The sequence below is a fragment of the Candidatus Methanomethylophilus sp. 1R26 genome, assembly GCF_001481295.1.
GTDB lineage: Archaea > Thermoplasmatota > Thermoplasmata > Methanomassiliicoccales > Methanomethylophilaceae > Methanomethylophilus.
The window spans coordinates 23,458-36,389 of sequence record NZ_LOPS01000009.1; the positions used below are offsets into that span (position 1 = coordinate 23,458).

Annotated in this window: 16 protein-coding genes and 1 pseudogene; 15 read left to right on the forward strand and 2 right to left on the reverse strand. The window is 60.7% G+C overall.

From position 1 onward, the window contains the following. Nucleotides 1–5 precede the first annotated feature (5 nt). The 13 genes from AUQ37_RS01985 (at nucleotide 6) to AUQ37_RS02040 (ending at nucleotide 9,119) form a co-directional block, all read left to right on the forward strand. Nucleotides 6–563, forward strand: a complete 558-nt coding sequence (locus AUQ37_RS01985; RefSeq protein ID WP_058747194.1) for a 50S ribosomal protein L6 — start codon at nucleotides 6–8, stop codon at nucleotides 561–563. Further along, nucleotides 560–1,234 (forward strand): 50S ribosomal protein L32e, encoded by a 675-nt coding sequence (locus AUQ37_RS09365; protein ID WP_082662347.1) that lies wholly within the window; start codon nucleotides 560–562, stop codon nucleotides 1,232–1,234. Before AUQ37_RS01985 ends, AUQ37_RS09365 begins: the two co-directional genes overlap by 4 nt. Nucleotides 1,235–1,237: 3 nt before the next feature. Then, a complete protein-coding gene (locus tag AUQ37_RS01995; RefSeq protein ID WP_058747195.1) occupies nucleotides 1,238–1,696 on the forward strand; it encodes a 50S ribosomal protein L19e in 459 nt (152 codons plus the stop codon). Continuing rightward, a complete protein-coding gene (locus AUQ37_RS02000) occupies nucleotides 1,696–2,196 on the forward strand; it encodes a 50S ribosomal protein L18 (RefSeq protein WP_058747196.1) in 501 nt (166 codons plus the stop codon). Before AUQ37_RS01995 ends, AUQ37_RS02000 begins: the two co-directional genes overlap by 1 nt. Nucleotide 2,197: 1 nt before the next feature. Continuing rightward, nucleotides 2,198–2,890: a 30S ribosomal protein S5 gene (locus tag AUQ37_RS02005; RefSeq protein ID WP_058747197.1), complete on the forward strand. Its 693-nt coding sequence runs from the start codon at nucleotides 2,198–2,200 to the stop codon at nucleotides 2,888–2,890. Nucleotides 2,891–2,892: 2 nt separating this feature from the next. Continuing rightward, nucleotides 2,893–3,357, forward strand: coding sequence for a 50S ribosomal protein L30 (locus tag AUQ37_RS02010; protein ID WP_058747228.1), 465 nt, complete (start codon nucleotides 2,893–2,895; stop codon nucleotides 3,355–3,357). 134 nt (nucleotides 3,358–3,491) lie between these two features. After that, nucleotides 3,492–3,788: an uL15m family ribosomal protein gene (locus tag AUQ37_RS02015; protein WP_235584809.1), complete on the forward strand. Its 297-nt coding sequence runs from the start codon at nucleotides 3,492–3,494 to the stop codon at nucleotides 3,786–3,788. A gap of 19 nt (nucleotides 3,789–3,807) precedes the next feature. Then, complete coding sequence (gene secY / locus AUQ37_RS02020; protein ID WP_058747198.1) at nucleotides 3,808–5,349, forward strand: preprotein translocase subunit SecY; 1,542 nt, start codon at nucleotides 3,808–3,810, stop codon at nucleotides 5,347–5,349. A 32-nt stretch (nucleotides 5,350–5,381) separates the two neighbouring features. Next, a complete protein-coding gene (locus AUQ37_RS10575; protein WP_201013643.1) occupies nucleotides 5,382–5,576 on the forward strand; it encodes a hypothetical protein in 195 nt (64 codons plus the stop codon). Further along, nucleotides 5,573–6,031: a DUF106 domain-containing protein gene (locus AUQ37_RS02025; protein ID WP_201013644.1), complete on the forward strand. Its 459-nt coding sequence runs from the start codon at nucleotides 5,573–5,575 to the stop codon at nucleotides 6,029–6,031. The genes AUQ37_RS10575 and AUQ37_RS02025 overlap by 4 nt, the downstream gene beginning before the upstream one ends. Further along, complete coding sequence (locus AUQ37_RS02030; RefSeq protein ID WP_058747199.1) at nucleotides 6,028–7,554, forward strand: RNA-guided pseudouridylation complex pseudouridine synthase subunit Cbf5; 1,527 nt, start codon at nucleotides 6,028–6,030, stop codon at nucleotides 7,552–7,554. Before AUQ37_RS02025 ends, AUQ37_RS02030 begins: the two co-directional genes overlap by 4 nt. Before the next feature lie 90 nt (nucleotides 7,555–7,644). Continuing rightward, nucleotides 7,645–7,989 (forward strand): hypothetical protein, encoded by a 345-nt coding sequence (locus tag AUQ37_RS02035; RefSeq protein WP_058747200.1) that lies wholly within the window; start codon nucleotides 7,645–7,647, stop codon nucleotides 7,987–7,989. Beyond that, entirely contained in the window at nucleotides 7,986–9,119 is a 1,134-nt protein-coding gene (locus tag AUQ37_RS02040) for an oxidoreductase (RefSeq protein WP_235584810.1), read from the forward strand. The genes AUQ37_RS02035 and AUQ37_RS02040 overlap by 4 nt, the downstream gene beginning before the upstream one ends. Before the next feature lie 66 nt (nucleotides 9,120–9,185). Here the strand turns inward: AUQ37_RS02040 and AUQ37_RS02045 are convergent, their stop codons facing one another. Next, on the reverse strand, nucleotides 9,186–9,632 hold the full coding sequence (locus AUQ37_RS02045) for a hypothetical protein (protein ID WP_058747201.1): 447 nt from the start codon (nucleotides 9,630–9,632) through the stop codon (nucleotides 9,186–9,188). Nucleotides 9,633–9,718: 86 nt separating this feature from the next. On the opposite strand from AUQ37_RS02045, the pseudogene AUQ37_RS02050 reads away from it, so the two are divergent. Both AUQ37_RS02050 and AUQ37_RS02055 read left to right on the forward strand, forming a co-directional pair. Beyond that, nucleotides 9,719–10,822: pseudogene (locus AUQ37_RS02050) on the forward strand (tryptophan--tRNA ligase); the annotation flags it as partial. Nucleotides 10,823–11,349: 527 nt separating this feature from the next. Next, on the forward strand, nucleotides 11,350–12,357 hold the full coding sequence (locus AUQ37_RS02055) for a phenylalanine--tRNA ligase subunit alpha (protein WP_235584812.1): 1,008 nt from the start codon (nucleotides 11,350–11,352) through the stop codon (nucleotides 12,355–12,357). Nucleotides 12,358–12,478: 121 nt separating this feature from the next. Here AUQ37_RS02055 and AUQ37_RS02060 read toward each other — a convergent pair whose 3' ends face one another. Then, the gene (locus AUQ37_RS02060) at nucleotides 12,479–12,901 is read right to left on the reverse strand and encodes a hypothetical protein (protein WP_058747202.1); all 423 of its coding nucleotides are present in this window, start codon (nucleotides 12,899–12,901) and stop codon (nucleotides 12,479–12,481) included. Nucleotides 12,902–12,932: the final 31 nt, after the last annotated feature.

Sequence of the window (12,932 nt, forward strand, 5' to 3'; positions counted from 1 at the left end):
CAAAGATGACAGTTGCAGGGATAATCGAAAGCCACATCGCCATACCCGATGGGGTCACCGTCTCTCTGGACGGGAACACCTTGACGGCCAAAGGGCCCAAAGGTGAACTGAGCAGAAACTTCTCGCACCCCCGCGTGAATGTCGTCGTTGCGGACGGGAAAGTCACAGTCAGCTGTGAATACCCGAGGATCAAGGACAAGGCCATGGTCGGAACCTACGCCGCCCACATCAAGAACATGATCAAGGGCGTCACCGTCGGGTTCACCTACCACCTCAAGGTCGTGTTCTCCCACTTCCCTATGAAAGTGACCGTCAACGACAAAGAGAAGAGGGTCGAGGTCAACAACTACATGGGAGGGCACGCCCCCCGTTACGCCGTCATCGTCGGCGACTCCAAGGTGAAGATCAGCGGACAGGACATCACTGTCACCGGCATCTCCATCGAGGACGTCGGCCAGACCGCGGCCAACATGGAGAAGTCCACCATGAGGGGAGGCTTCGACAAGAGGGTCTTCGAGGACGGTATCTACATTACCGGCAAGTCGCACAAGGTGAAAGAATGACCGTAAAGGAGTTCAAGGACCTTCCGGGATTCTCCGACAAGAACACTGAAGAGCTCTCGTCGATCGGGATCACCACCGTTGACCAGCTGAAAGACGCTGTCAGCGACGCAGAGAAGTCCAAGGAGATCGTCAAGGCGCTCACCGGCGTCGGCCCCAAGACCATCGAGAAATGGCAGGCCGCGTTCGCCGGCGAGGAAGTCAAGGCCCCCGCGAAGAAGGAGGCCAAGGAAGAAGAGGCCGCAGAGGTCGTGGAGGCAAATGCCTACGCGGTCCAGCCCAAGCCCGAGCTCGACGACGAGACCGTCGAGGCGCTCGCGCAGAGGGCCGTCATCAGCGGCAAGCGCCCTGCTTTCAAGAGGCAGGAGTGGTACAGATACAAGATGCTCGGCGAGATGTGGAGGAAGCCCCGCGGAATCCACTCCAAGATGCGCAGGAGGTTCAAGAAGCGCCCTGCGATGGTGGAGATCGGCTACCGCGGACCCGCCAAGGCCAGGGACCTCCATCCCTCGGGATTCGAAGAGGTCATGGTCTACAACGCCGAGGACCTCGAGAAGATCGATCCCAAGAAGCAGGCAGCCCGCATCGGAAGGACCGTCGGAACGAAGAAGAGGGTCGCGATCGAGGACCGTGCCAAAGAGCTCGGTATCCGCGTCCTCAACAGGATGGTGTGATCAATGGCAGACCTTAGCAACCAGAAGAGGCTTGCCGCCGAGATACTCAAGTGCGGCATCCACAGGGTCTGGATCGACCCCGAGAAGGAGGACGACGTCGCCGAGTGCATCACCCGCTCCGACATCCGCACCGCTATCGCGTCCGGCACCATCAAGGCCAAGCCCAAGGAGGGTACCTCCAGGGGCAGGATAAGGCACGCCCAGGCCCAGAAGGCCAAAGGCAAGAAGAAGGGGCCCGGAAGCACGAAGGGAACCCACAATGCGAGGGCGCCCCACAAGAAGGTCTGGATCCAGACCATCAGGCCCATCCGCGACGAGCTCAAGCAGCTCAGGGCAGATGGCAAGATCACCCCGTCCGTCTACAGGCTTTACTACAGGAGGGCCAAGGGAGGAGTCTACACTTCCCGCAGGAACCTCAGGCAGCATATGGTCATCGACGGCAATCTGAAGGAGGAGAACTGATGGCAACCGGACCTAGATACAACGTGGCGTTCCGCCGCAGAAGAGAGGGCCGCACCAACTACTACACCCGCCGCAAGCTCCTCGCGAGCCATGAGACCCGTGCAGTCGTCAGGAGGTCCAACAAGAACATCACCGTTCAGTTCGCTGACTTCACGATGACCGGTGACAAGATCATCGCAGCCGCCGACACCAAGCAGTTCAAGGCCCTCGGATGGGAGCACTCCTGCTCCTCCATCCCCGCCGCCTACCTTGTCGGGTACGCTGCCGGCCTGAAGGCCAAGAAGGCCGGCGTCGAGTACGCAGTGCTCGATCTCGGCATGCAGAACCCCCAGCACGGCGGAGTCCTCTTCGCCGTCGCGAAGGGAATCATCGATGCGGGAGTCGAGGTCCCCGCCTCCGAGGACGTGTTCCCCGATGAGGACAGGATCAACGGAAAGCACATCGACGACAAGATCGAAGCGGATGTAGCAAGCATGAAACAGAAACTGGAGGCTGAGTGAAATGGTCGACTGGATACCCAAGACCAGGCTGGGACATATGGTCCTCAACGGCGAGATCACGACCATGAGCGACGCCCTTGCCACCAAGCTGCCTCTCCGCGAGGCCGAGATCGTCGATATCCTGCTCCCCGACCTCCAGGACGAGGTCATCGACATGAACATGGTCCAGAGGATGACCGACTCCGGAAGGAGGGTCAGGTTCGCTGTGACCTGCATCGTCGGCAACGGCGACGGGTTCATCGGAATGGGCAGGGCCAAAGGGAAAGAGGTCGGGCCTACCATCAAGAAGGCCATCGACAACGCCAAGCTGAACATCATCGAGATCAAGAGGGGCTGCGGGTCCTGGGAATGCGGATGCGGAACCGTTCACTCGCTGCCTTTCGAGGTCATCGGACGCTCCGGCTCCGTCACCGTCTACCTCCGCCCCGCTCCCCGCGGTATCGGACTGGCCGTCGGCGACGTGGCCAAGAGCCTGCTCACCATCGCCGGTGTCCACGACTCCTGGGGATTCGCTACCGGCAACACCAAGACCAAGGTCAACTACTGCATGGCGACCTTCGATGCTCTCCGCCAGACTGCGAAGATCAGGGTCACCGAGCAGCAGGCTGAGAAGCTCAAGATCGCTTCCGGCCCCATCGGGATCGCCAACAGCGACAGCACCCAGGCCGGAGACGGCGACTACAGGGAGGAGTGAAGATGGCATACATCGTTATCCGTGTGGTCGGGACTGTCAGCGTTCCCCGCGACATCAAGGAGACTATGAGGCTGATGGGCCTTAACAGGGTCAACCACGCCGTCATCGTCCCCGAGACCGACAGCTACAAAGGGATGCTGTACAAGATCAAGGACTTCTGCACCTTCGGCAAGGCCGACGCCGAGACCATCGCCGCCCTCCTCAGGGAGCGCGGGATAATCGCCGGCGACGTCGCCCTGACCGACGACTACGTGAAGGAGAAGACCGAGTTCGCCACCATCGACGACCTCGCCAAGGCTGTCGCCGCCGATGAGTACAAGCTCAAGGATGTCGAGGGCCTCAAGCCTGTCATCCGCCTCCACCCTCCCATCGGGGGATACGAGGGCAACAAGCGCTCCGTCCAGAACGGCGGGGCCCTGGGCGACAGGAAAGAGAAGATCAACGACCTCGTCAAGAGGATGCTCTGAGGTGGAATAATGCCCAGCAGGACAAAGAAATTCAGAGGTCTCAGGACCCACGGCCGCGGCAAGAAATCCGGCCGCGCGCCGGTATCATCGGCGGCCGCGGTAACGCGGGCATCGGGAAGACCGGTAAGATCTGGATGCTCAAATACGACAGGGATCACTTCGGACGCCACGGCTTCAAGAGGCCGCAGTCCGTCGTGAAGGCGAACAGCACGATCAACGTCTCCGAGCTCAAGAAGTGCATGGACACGTTCATCGCGCAGGGCTTCGCCAAGAAGGATGGGGAGAAATACACCGTCAACCTCACCGACGCGCACATCGACAAGCTCCTGGGAAGCGGCAACATCGACATCGCTGTCGATGTGACCGTTGCAGAGGCGTCCGCCAAGGCCAAAGAGAAGATTGAGGCCGCCGGCGGCAGCATCGCCGAGTGATACGGGGTGTGTTGTCCCAATGGATGATGAACAACCGAGCCTGCTCTACAAGGTGAAACCCCTTGGGGACAGGCTCCCCGCCGTCAAACGTCCTGAGGGCCATGTGGCCTTCAGGACCAAGATGATGTGGGTCATTGTCATCCTGGTCCTTTACTTCGTGATGTCCAACGTCTATATCTGGGGGCTCGATCAGACCGAGTCCCTGGATATATTCGCGCAGTACAGGACCATCATGGCCGGAGCCTCGGGAACCATCCTGCAGCTCGGTATCGGCCCCATCGTCACTGCATCCATCATAATGCAGCTTTTCGTTGGTGCCAAGATCATCAAATTGGACCTAAGCAACAAAAAGGACAAGGCATGCTATCAGTCGGTCCTGAAGCTCCTTGTCATCATCATGATCTTCGTGGAGGCCATCCCGCAGGTCTACGGATACCTCGTCCCATCGGACACGTTCGTGGACATGTTCGGGAGCGCGGGCTCCAAGCTCATGATCATACTGCAGCTCTTCGTCGGCTCCTATCTCATATTCCTCTTCGATGAGGTGATATCCAAATGGGGCATCGGGAGCGGTATATCGCTGTTCATCGCCGCAGGCGTAGCGCAGGCGATATTCACCGGAACGCTCAACTGGTACGCTGTCGACGACAGCGCGGCGACATCGCTGAGCAACCCGCCTGCGGGAACCATTCCCAAGGCGATCTATGTGCTGATGAACACGAACTCGTCCGACATGATGAACGGCGGGTATGAGACGATATTCCTGGGCCAGCCGAACCCCATGGTGGCGCTGGTCGGTACCGTCGTTATATTCCTGGTCGTCGTGTACCTGGAGTCGAGCCGCATAGAACTGCCCATATCGCACGGCAATGCGAGGGGTGCCAGAGGCAAGTACCCTATCAAGCTGATGTACTCGAGCAACATCCCGGTCATCCTGATGTCCGCCCTGCTGGCGAACATAAGCATGATCTGCCTGCTGTTCTACACCAACGGCTTCCTCAGCAGCATACCCTTCCTCGGAGCCAACGACTCCATCGGATACTATGAGTCCGGGAGCACCACTGCATCCGCAGGTATGGCATGGTATCTGTCGACGCCGCAGGGACTGACCGATTGGCTGCTGCCGATCCTGAATCCGTCCAGCTACGGCAACGGGCACTCAGTGCTGCAGAACCTATGCCATGTGGGCATCTACGTGGGCGTGATGGTCCTGGGTTCCATAATGTTCGCCAAGTTCTGGGTGGAGACCACCAACCTCGGTTCCGAGTCCGTGGCCAAGAACATCCAGAGGAGCGGCATGCAGATCCCCGGATTCAGGCGCGAGCCGCGTGTCCTCAAGAGGGTGCTGGACAGGTACATCCCGACCATCACCGTCCTTTCGGGAGCGCTCGTCGGTCTCCTGGCGGCCGTGGCCGATATGATCGGCACCGTCGGCAACGCGACCGGTACAGGTCTGCTGCTGACCGTCGGGATCATCATCAGGTTCTACGAGGCGCTGGGCCGCGAGCAGATGATGGAGATGAACCCCATGATGAGAGGGTTCTTCGGATCGGAGGATTGAGGTAAATGGCGAACCCTGGAAGCCCTGAGCAGATGCGTCAGATGCAGCAGGACATGCCGCAGATGCCGAAAGGCACCATGCTGGCTATGATGTTCACTCTGCTGATCATGATGGTCGTCGTGCAGTTCAGGTCAGCGATCGGCGAGGCCCTGGACGTGGTGTTCAGCGTCATCGATTTCGACGGGAAGTACCCCGTCCTCACCCTGTGCTGGGAGGGCTCATTATGATCACCCTCTCCACCACCATCAGGGCGGCGCTCTCGCACCCCATCGAGCAGGCGAAGAACCAGCATATCCAGTCCGAGTTCAACTCCGAGCTGAGGAAGGCCAGGCTGGAGAACAACCTCTACAAGATGAAGAAGCTCACCGAGGAGCAGCCCAAGATCATGGCCGGGTCGATGCAGCAGAGCACCGACATGATGAAGGTCATGCCGATCACCATGCTGGTCGTCATCCCCATCTATGCCTGGGTCTGGTTCTTCGTGAACAACACCGTTCCCGATGACCTCATCGACATAGTCATGCCGTGGGGGACCGCCAACCTTCTTGACTACATCTGGTTCATGCCGATCTGGATCATCGTCTACACGCTGATCAGCCTGCCCATCGGGCAGCTCGAGAACAAGGCTGTGACCTACATACTCCTGAAGAGGCGCCTGAGACAGCTGGAGTCTGAAGAATGAGGATAACCATCAGCGGTCCTCCCGGTTCCGGGAAGACCACTCTCTGCGGCATGCTGTCCGAGGCCCTCGGCCTCAGGGCGGTCGTCTTCGGCCAGGTCTTCAGGCAGATGGCCGCGGAGAAGGGGATGACGCTGGGGGAGTTCGGGGCCCTGGCAGAGAAAGATCCCTCTATAGACGCGGGCATCGACGAGCGCATCGTCGAGACGGCCCGTGCCAACCCCGACATCATTCTGGAATCCCGCCTTTCCGCGTACATGCTCACGCGCAACGGCATCCCGGCGTTCCGCATCTATCTAGATGCGAGCCCCGAGGTCCGCATGTCGCGCATAGGGGTGCGCGAGGACAAGGACATGGGGACCGCAGTGCAGGAGACCATCGACCGTCAGAAGTCGGAGGCCACCCGCTACATGAAGTATTATAACATCGACATCGGGGACAAGAGCGTCTACGACCTCATCCTCGATACCGCCGAGTACACTCCGGAGCAGGAGCTCGGGATCATACTCGACGCGATCAGGGCCCGCGAGGGCGCCCGAGATATGCTGGTCAAGGATGCGAAAGCGATCCCGGATAAATGGGGCAAGCGCCCGTCCGACCGGACCATAGGCGAGCTTCTGGAAGCAGGCGTCATCGCCCTCGACAAGCCGCGCGGGCCGACATCCCATCAGGCCACCGCCTGGGCGAGATCGGCTCTCCACTGCGAGAAGATCGGCCACGGCGGCACCCTGGACCCTTATGTTTCCGGCATACTCCCTATCTGCACCGGCAAGGCCGTCCGCCTGACGGACGTGGTCCTCTCATCGGACAAGGAGTACGTGTGCCTCATGAGGCTCCACGCGGACCGCCCCGAGGCGGAGATCCGCAGGGTCATGTCGAAGTTCGTCGGCAGGATATACCAGCTTCCGCCGGTCAGGAGCGCCGTCAAGAGGCAGCTTCGCATCAGGAACGTGAAGGAGCTGGAGGTTCTGGATATCAAAGGAAGGGATGTTCTGTTCCGCATCTCCTGCGACGCCGGGACATACGTTCGCACCCTGTGCACCGACATCGGCGACCTGCTGCTGTGCGGGGCATCGATGACCGAGCTCCGGAGGACCCGTTCGGGCAGGATGACCGAGGACGGCGCCGCCACCCTCCAGGACCTGACCGACGCATACATATTCTGGCAGCAGGACGGCCACGGGGAATGGCTCAGGAGCATCATCAGGCCCATGGAGGTCCTGGTGGACCCGCTCCCGAAGGTCATCGCCAAGGCCACCGCCGTAGATGCGCTGTGCCACGGGGCGGACCTCAGCGTCAAAGGGGTCCACATGCTCGACCCGGAGATCAGGAAGAACGCGCTGGTCGCCGTCATGACGGCCCGCGGCGAACTGGTGGCGCTCGGCAAGATGATGCTCTCCTCCGAGAAGCTCATGGCCGCCGACTTGGGGATAGCCGTGCACATCACCCGTGTGCTGATGGAACCGGGGCATTATCCCAGGATGTGGAAGTACTCCACCGACCTGGCCGATGTCCCGAAGCAATGACCCAGACATCCGTTCAATATATCTCGGGCGCAGACCGGTCAAGATGCAAATCGGGCAATCCTTTTTACATTGGACGGCAATCATGCACCGATGGGAATCTTCTCGAAGAGCGAGACGGTGCTTCAGTTGGACCGCAAGGTCGTCGGAGAGGTCAATCTCCAGAGCGATACCGGTACAGGCTATGACAACGTCCTGCATATCCCGTTCGGGGTCAAGAAGGGCCGCAAGGTCCGCGTGTCGGTCGAATCCGACAGGCCCGTCGACGTAGCGCTGGCATATGGGGATTTCTCCTCAGCCGGCCATAAAGAGGGGATGACCGAGGGCACTCTGGGGCCGTTCGACACCAAGGACTACACCGATATGGCGCTCTTCCTGGGTGTGTACCCCGGCGACAGGGCCACGGTCTCCGTCAGAGTATGGACGGATAAGAAATGACAAGGATCGTGAAGGGTAGGAAGGTAAAATACTGGGAGGATTCGCTCCCCAGCAGCGTCACCGAGCTCAGCTCGTTCGACCGCACTGTGCTGATCCTGTGGGCGCTGAGCCTCCTGGCCAGCCTCGCGGCCCTGTCGTATTTCATATATGCCAGCACATTCGACAAGTACGTCTCCGTCCAGGTCCTGGCGGCCCCATTCATCCTGGTCGGCGTCTATTACATGCTGGACAACTTCCTGCGCGGAAACAAGGCGTACCTGCTCTTCCTGGTGATGGTCGGCATCATCGTGGGGGTGCTGATAGCCATAGATGTCCACAGCTACGGTTCCGTGGCGCTGTTCATCGCCGAGATAGCCGTGGGGTCCGTGGGAGTGGCGGTCGTCGTGGCCTCCATCCAGAAGCTGATCTTCTTCAGGACCCTGCATTCGGTCAGGTACATGAACATCAAGGCCAAGCGCAGCCTGGGCGACAGGGTGGTATCGTTCATGTTCAACGTCCCGCCGGACATCGACACCAGGAGGATCGAGCTGACCTTCAGCAAGAGCTTCAAGTTCCCCTGGAAGGACATGTTCACCACCGCCATGCTCTCCATGGCCGTCGGGCTCTTCGTCTGGATCTATTTCTCCATGAACCCGGTGGCATCCGACGACAGCATCACCGATGCATCGCTCTCGGTCTTCACCGTCATCCTCTACGTCCCGATCATCACCATGACCTTCAGCATCTACAAGACCGTGGATGCCAGGGTCGAGAGCGATTTCGAGCCGTACAGGCTGTACAACGGCGTCGTGGCCACCATCCAGAGGATGGCCCTCCCGGTCCTCGCCGTCCTGCTGTACGTTTACTACAAGATCGACAACACCGATGATTACAGCTCCGTCCTGCAGTTCATCATAATCTCCGCGGTCGTCATCTTCTTCGTGGTCATGCTGACCTCGGCGATCTACTACCGCACCCTTTCCGACGGAGTGGTCGCGGACATCGAGCAGAAGAACAAGATCTTCATCCCCGTCTCCCTCTTCGCCAACCTGAAGAACGAGAGCCGCAAGGACAAGAAAACCGTCCCCGGGACGCCCGAGAGGGACGAGTCGGACATCAGCAAGCTCGATATCTCATACAGGTCTGACTGAGGCCTGTTACTGCTCCGCCCGGGCCTAAGAAGGTCCGGCCCGGGCGGAGCGTTTCGATTTATTCTTTCAATCGTCGTAGAAACGGGAGAGGCTCGGGTTGGCGCGCCCGGGAGCCGCCCATCCGTTGATGATGGGCTTGAAGACCTCCATGGATGACATCCCTTTGGTCTTCCTGAGGCCGATGATCTCGGGCTCATGGCTGTTGCTGATGATGATCCTGTACTGCTGCTCCGTCTTGTCGACGGTGACGGCCGGCCCTCCGAAGTCCTTCAGGGCCTTCAGGATCACATCGGCCATCAGCTGGATGTCCTCGGGAGTGTAGGAATCCGGGACGGTCAGCATGAAGTCGCTCTCCTCGGTCTGCCCGTTGAGCCTGAACTGGACGTCGGCCGCGGACATCAGTTTCCTGAATTTATCCTCCTTCTCGCCTTCCCCGGCGAGCGCGGTGATCCTTTTCCTGAAGGTTTCGGCGATGTCGAGGTACATGGCCTCCTCGCCAAGGATGCTGAACATACCGCTCTGATGCGCGAAGCCGTTAATAGGCATTCGCACGCCTCAGCGCCCCAAATATTAATTGCAGGCGCTCTTATCCGTCTCCAATGGCCGAGGATTTCAAGGTCACCCCGTGGGAGGTGACCGGCGACATAGATTACGGCGTCCTGATGAAGAGGTTCGGTACCTCTCCGGTCGACAAGACGGTGCTCGACCGCATCGCACGCTACGGGGACATCCATTTCATGCTCAGGCGCGGCATATTCTACTCGCACCGCGACCTGATCCCGCTCCTCGACTCCTATGACAAAGGGGACCGCTTCTGGCTCTATACCGGGAGAGGCCCGTCGGGTAACACGCATCTGGGACATATCATGCCCTGGATATTCAACAAGTGGGTGCAGGACACCTTCCATGTCAGGATGCTGTTCCAGATGACTGATGACGAGAAGTTCCTGTTCAAGGACCTCACCCTGCACGACACCCGCAGCATGGCCTACGAGAACGCCCTTGACTTCGCCGCCCTGGGGTTCGACCCGGACAGCACCAAGATACTCGTGGACACTGAGAACATCGGCACCCTGTACCCGCTGGCCCTCCAAGTGGCCAAGAAGGTCACCTTCAGCACCGCCAAGGATGTCTTCGGCTTCGAGGGGTCCTCCAACATCGGCAAGATCTTCTTCACCGCGCTGGAGTCCGCCCCCGCGTTCCTGCCGAGCGTCATCGAGGGCAGGCCGACCCCGGTCCTGATCCCCGCCGGTATCGACCAGGACCCGCACTTCAGGGTCACCCGCGACGTCGCCCCCGGCCTCGGGTTCCCGAAGCCCAGCCTGCTCTACTGCAAGATGTGCCCCAGCCTGAGCGGCGGGGACAAGATGTCCTCGTCCGATCCGATGGCCACCATATATACCACCGATACCCCAAAGCAGGTCAAGAAGAAGGTCGGCAGGGCGTTCACAGGCGGGTGCGTCAGCGTCGACGAGCAGCGCGAGAAGGGCGGGAACCCCGATGTCTGCGCCGTGTTCAAGTACAACTTCTATCTCTTCGAGCATGACGACGCCAAACTGGAGGAGATGGCGCGCAGGTGCAGGAACGGCGAGGTCCTGTGCGGCGAATGCAAGGTCGCGCTGACCCAGAAGATAAACGTCTTCCTCGAGGCCCACCAGGCCAAGAGGGAGGAGGCCAAGGAGATCGTCGCTAAAATGGCCTACGGCGGCTTCAATGGTGAGAGAATGGTCGCGAAAGAAGTAATCGATGGTCTTAGCTACAACGAGAAGAAACTGCTCCTGGCACTTGCGAAGGCTGGAGGCTCCGCAGCGCCGGAGGACCTTGTCCGGGACGGAGCGTTCTCCCTCGGCGTGGAGGCCATGGGAGCGGCCTCCAGGCTGTCCTTCAAGGGGCTTGCCTCCATCAAGGAGAGCAGCGAGAAGTTCTACGAGCTCACCGATCCGGAGGCGTCCGCCAAGGGCCTCCCCGAGAGGCATGCGCTCGAGGCAATCTCGGCGGCCGGCGGGAGGATGACCCTGGCCGACCTGGCATCCGCCATACCCGGGGAGGACAAGATCGCCGTCGGCTGGCTCATGAAGAAGAAGCTGGCCGTCATGGACAGGTCAGGGGAGAACTCCCTGCAGCTCACCGATGCGGGCCGCGCCGCCCTCGGCAGCGCGATGCCCGACGAGCAGCTCATAGCCAGGATGCTCAAGGCCCCCGTCCCCGAGGCGGAGGCCGACCCGAGGCCGTGAAGGACCTCAAGGGCCGCAAGGGCATGATCCGCGAGACTGAGGACGTCCGGAGGCAGATATCGCTCACCGATGAGGGCAAGGAGGCCGCCGCCTCCGGCATCGAGCTCAGGGAGGAAGTGGCCGACGTCACCGACACGCTGATCCAGAGCGGGAAATGGAAGGACGTCGATTACCGCTCCTACGATGTCCAGGCCCTCGCTCCGACGGTGTACGCCGCGAAGAAGAACCCCCTGACGCGTCTCGGCAACGAGGTTCGCCGGCTGTTCTGCGACATGGGGTTCACCGAGATGTCCTCGGAGTACGTCCAGCCCGCGTTCTGGAACATGGACGCCCTGTTCATCCCGCAGGACCATCCGGCCCGCGACATGCAGGACACCTTCTTCCTGGAGCACCCTGCGTCCATACCCCTGACCGACAGGGCGCTGGTCGAGAAGATCAAGGCCATCCATGAGAACGGCGGCGGCACCGGGTCCACGGGCTGGGGCGGGACCTGGTCCGAGGAGAAGGCGGCCCAGGCGCTGCTCAGGACCCACAGCACCGTGAGCTCCATAAGGTACATCGCGGCCCATCCCGACGCGCCCCAGAAAGCGTTCTCCATCTCGCGCATCTTCAGGAAGGAGTCCATCGACGCCACCCACCTGCCCGAGTTCTCGCAGATCGAGGGTATCGTGATCGACGAGAACGCCAGCCTGGACATGCTGATCTCCCTCATCCGCGAGTTCTATTCCAGGATGGGGTTCGATCAGATCCACGTGAGGCCCAGCTACTTCCCGTACACCGAGCCCTCCCTGGAGCTCGAGGTTTTCTTCCATGGGAAATGGCTCGAACTGGGAGGCGCCGGCATCTTCAGGCCGGAGGTCGTCGCCCCGTTCGGCGTGAAATGCCCCGTCATGGCCTGGGGATTCGGCTTCGAGAGGCTGGCCATGCTCAAATGGGACATCAAGGACATCAGGGACCTGTACATCTCCGATATCGATTCCCTGAGGAAGAGCACGGTCTTCTGAAATGCCTTCCCGGGCGCCGGCGCCTTTGCAGGAGCGCCGGGCCCGGTCAGCCCCGGTCAGGCCATCGAAATATCTCAGAGCGCCTGGAATCCCGGGTCCGTTCCTTCCGACACAGCATCGATCATGTGCCTGTACGCCGGACGGCGCCTTCGGGAGCGGACTGCCAGGCCTTCTCGAGGTTATCCATCGTGGCCGCGGCGTCCTTCTCGGCGAACGCTATGCGGGCGCGGGTGCAGAATATCCTGTCGATCCACGCTCCGTCCAGGGTCCTCAGCGTCTCGTTGGCGGCTATGTCGCAGAGCTCCCTGGCCTTCTCCAGGTTGCCGATGCTGGCATGCGCCTCGGCGGCGATCTCGGCAGGCAGGGGCCCGCCGACCTCCTCCATGGCGCGCTCGGCTATCGCGGCCGCCTCCTCGTAGCGCTTCTGCAGCACCAGGATCTGTGACCTGACCTCGAGAGCATGCCTGGACCCTATCCCGGCCAGTTTGCCGAGGCATTCCTCGGCATCCTTCACGGAACGGAGCCCGATCGATGTCTCGGCCATGAGCCAGAACAGATGCTCGCTGTACTCCGGG

Coding starts and splice junctions, on each gene's coding strand:
- AUQ37_RS01985 (WP_058747194.1), top strand. CDS start 6: ATGACAGTTGCAGGGATAATCGAAAGCCACATCGCCATACCCGATGGG.
- AUQ37_RS09365 (WP_082662347.1), top strand. CDS start 560: ATGACCGTAAAGGAGTTCAAGGACCTTCCGGGATTCTCCGACAAGAAC.
- AUQ37_RS01995 (WP_058747195.1), top strand. CDS start 1,238: ATGGCAGACCTTAGCAACCAGAAGAGGCTTGCCGCCGAGATACTCAAG.
- AUQ37_RS02000 (WP_058747196.1), top strand. CDS start 1,696: ATGGCAACCGGACCTAGATACAACGTGGCGTTCCGCCGCAGAAGAGAG.
- AUQ37_RS02005 (WP_058747197.1), top strand. CDS start 2,198: ATGGTCGACTGGATACCCAAGACCAGGCTGGGACATATGGTCCTCAAC.
- AUQ37_RS02010 (WP_058747228.1), top strand. CDS start 2,893: ATGGCATACATCGTTATCCGTGTGGTCGGGACTGTCAGCGTTCCCCGC.
- AUQ37_RS02015 (WP_235584809.1), top strand. CDS start 3,492: ATGCTCAAATACGACAGGGATCACTTCGGACGCCACGGCTTCAAGAGG.
- secY (WP_058747198.1), top strand. CDS start 3,808: ATGGATGATGAACAACCGAGCCTGCTCTACAAGGTGAAACCCCTTGGG.
- AUQ37_RS10575 (WP_201013643.1), top strand. CDS start 5,382: ATGCGTCAGATGCAGCAGGACATGCCGCAGATGCCGAAAGGCACCATG.
- AUQ37_RS02025 (WP_201013644.1), top strand. CDS start 5,573: ATGATCACCCTCTCCACCACCATCAGGGCGGCGCTCTCGCACCCCATC.
- AUQ37_RS02030 (WP_058747199.1), top strand. CDS start 6,028: ATGAGGATAACCATCAGCGGTCCTCCCGGTTCCGGGAAGACCACTCTC.
- AUQ37_RS02035 (WP_058747200.1), top strand. CDS start 7,645: ATGGGAATCTTCTCGAAGAGCGAGACGGTGCTTCAGTTGGACCGCAAG.
- AUQ37_RS02040 (WP_235584810.1), top strand. CDS start 7,986: ATGACAAGGATCGTGAAGGGTAGGAAGGTAAAATACTGGGAGGATTCG.
- AUQ37_RS02045 (WP_058747201.1), bottom strand. CDS start 9,632: ATGTTCAGCATCCTTGGCGAGGAGGCCATGTACCTCGACATCGCCGAA.
- AUQ37_RS02060 (WP_058747202.1), bottom strand. CDS start 12,901: ATGGCCGAGACATCGATCGGGCTCCGTTCCGTGAAGGATGCCGAGGAA.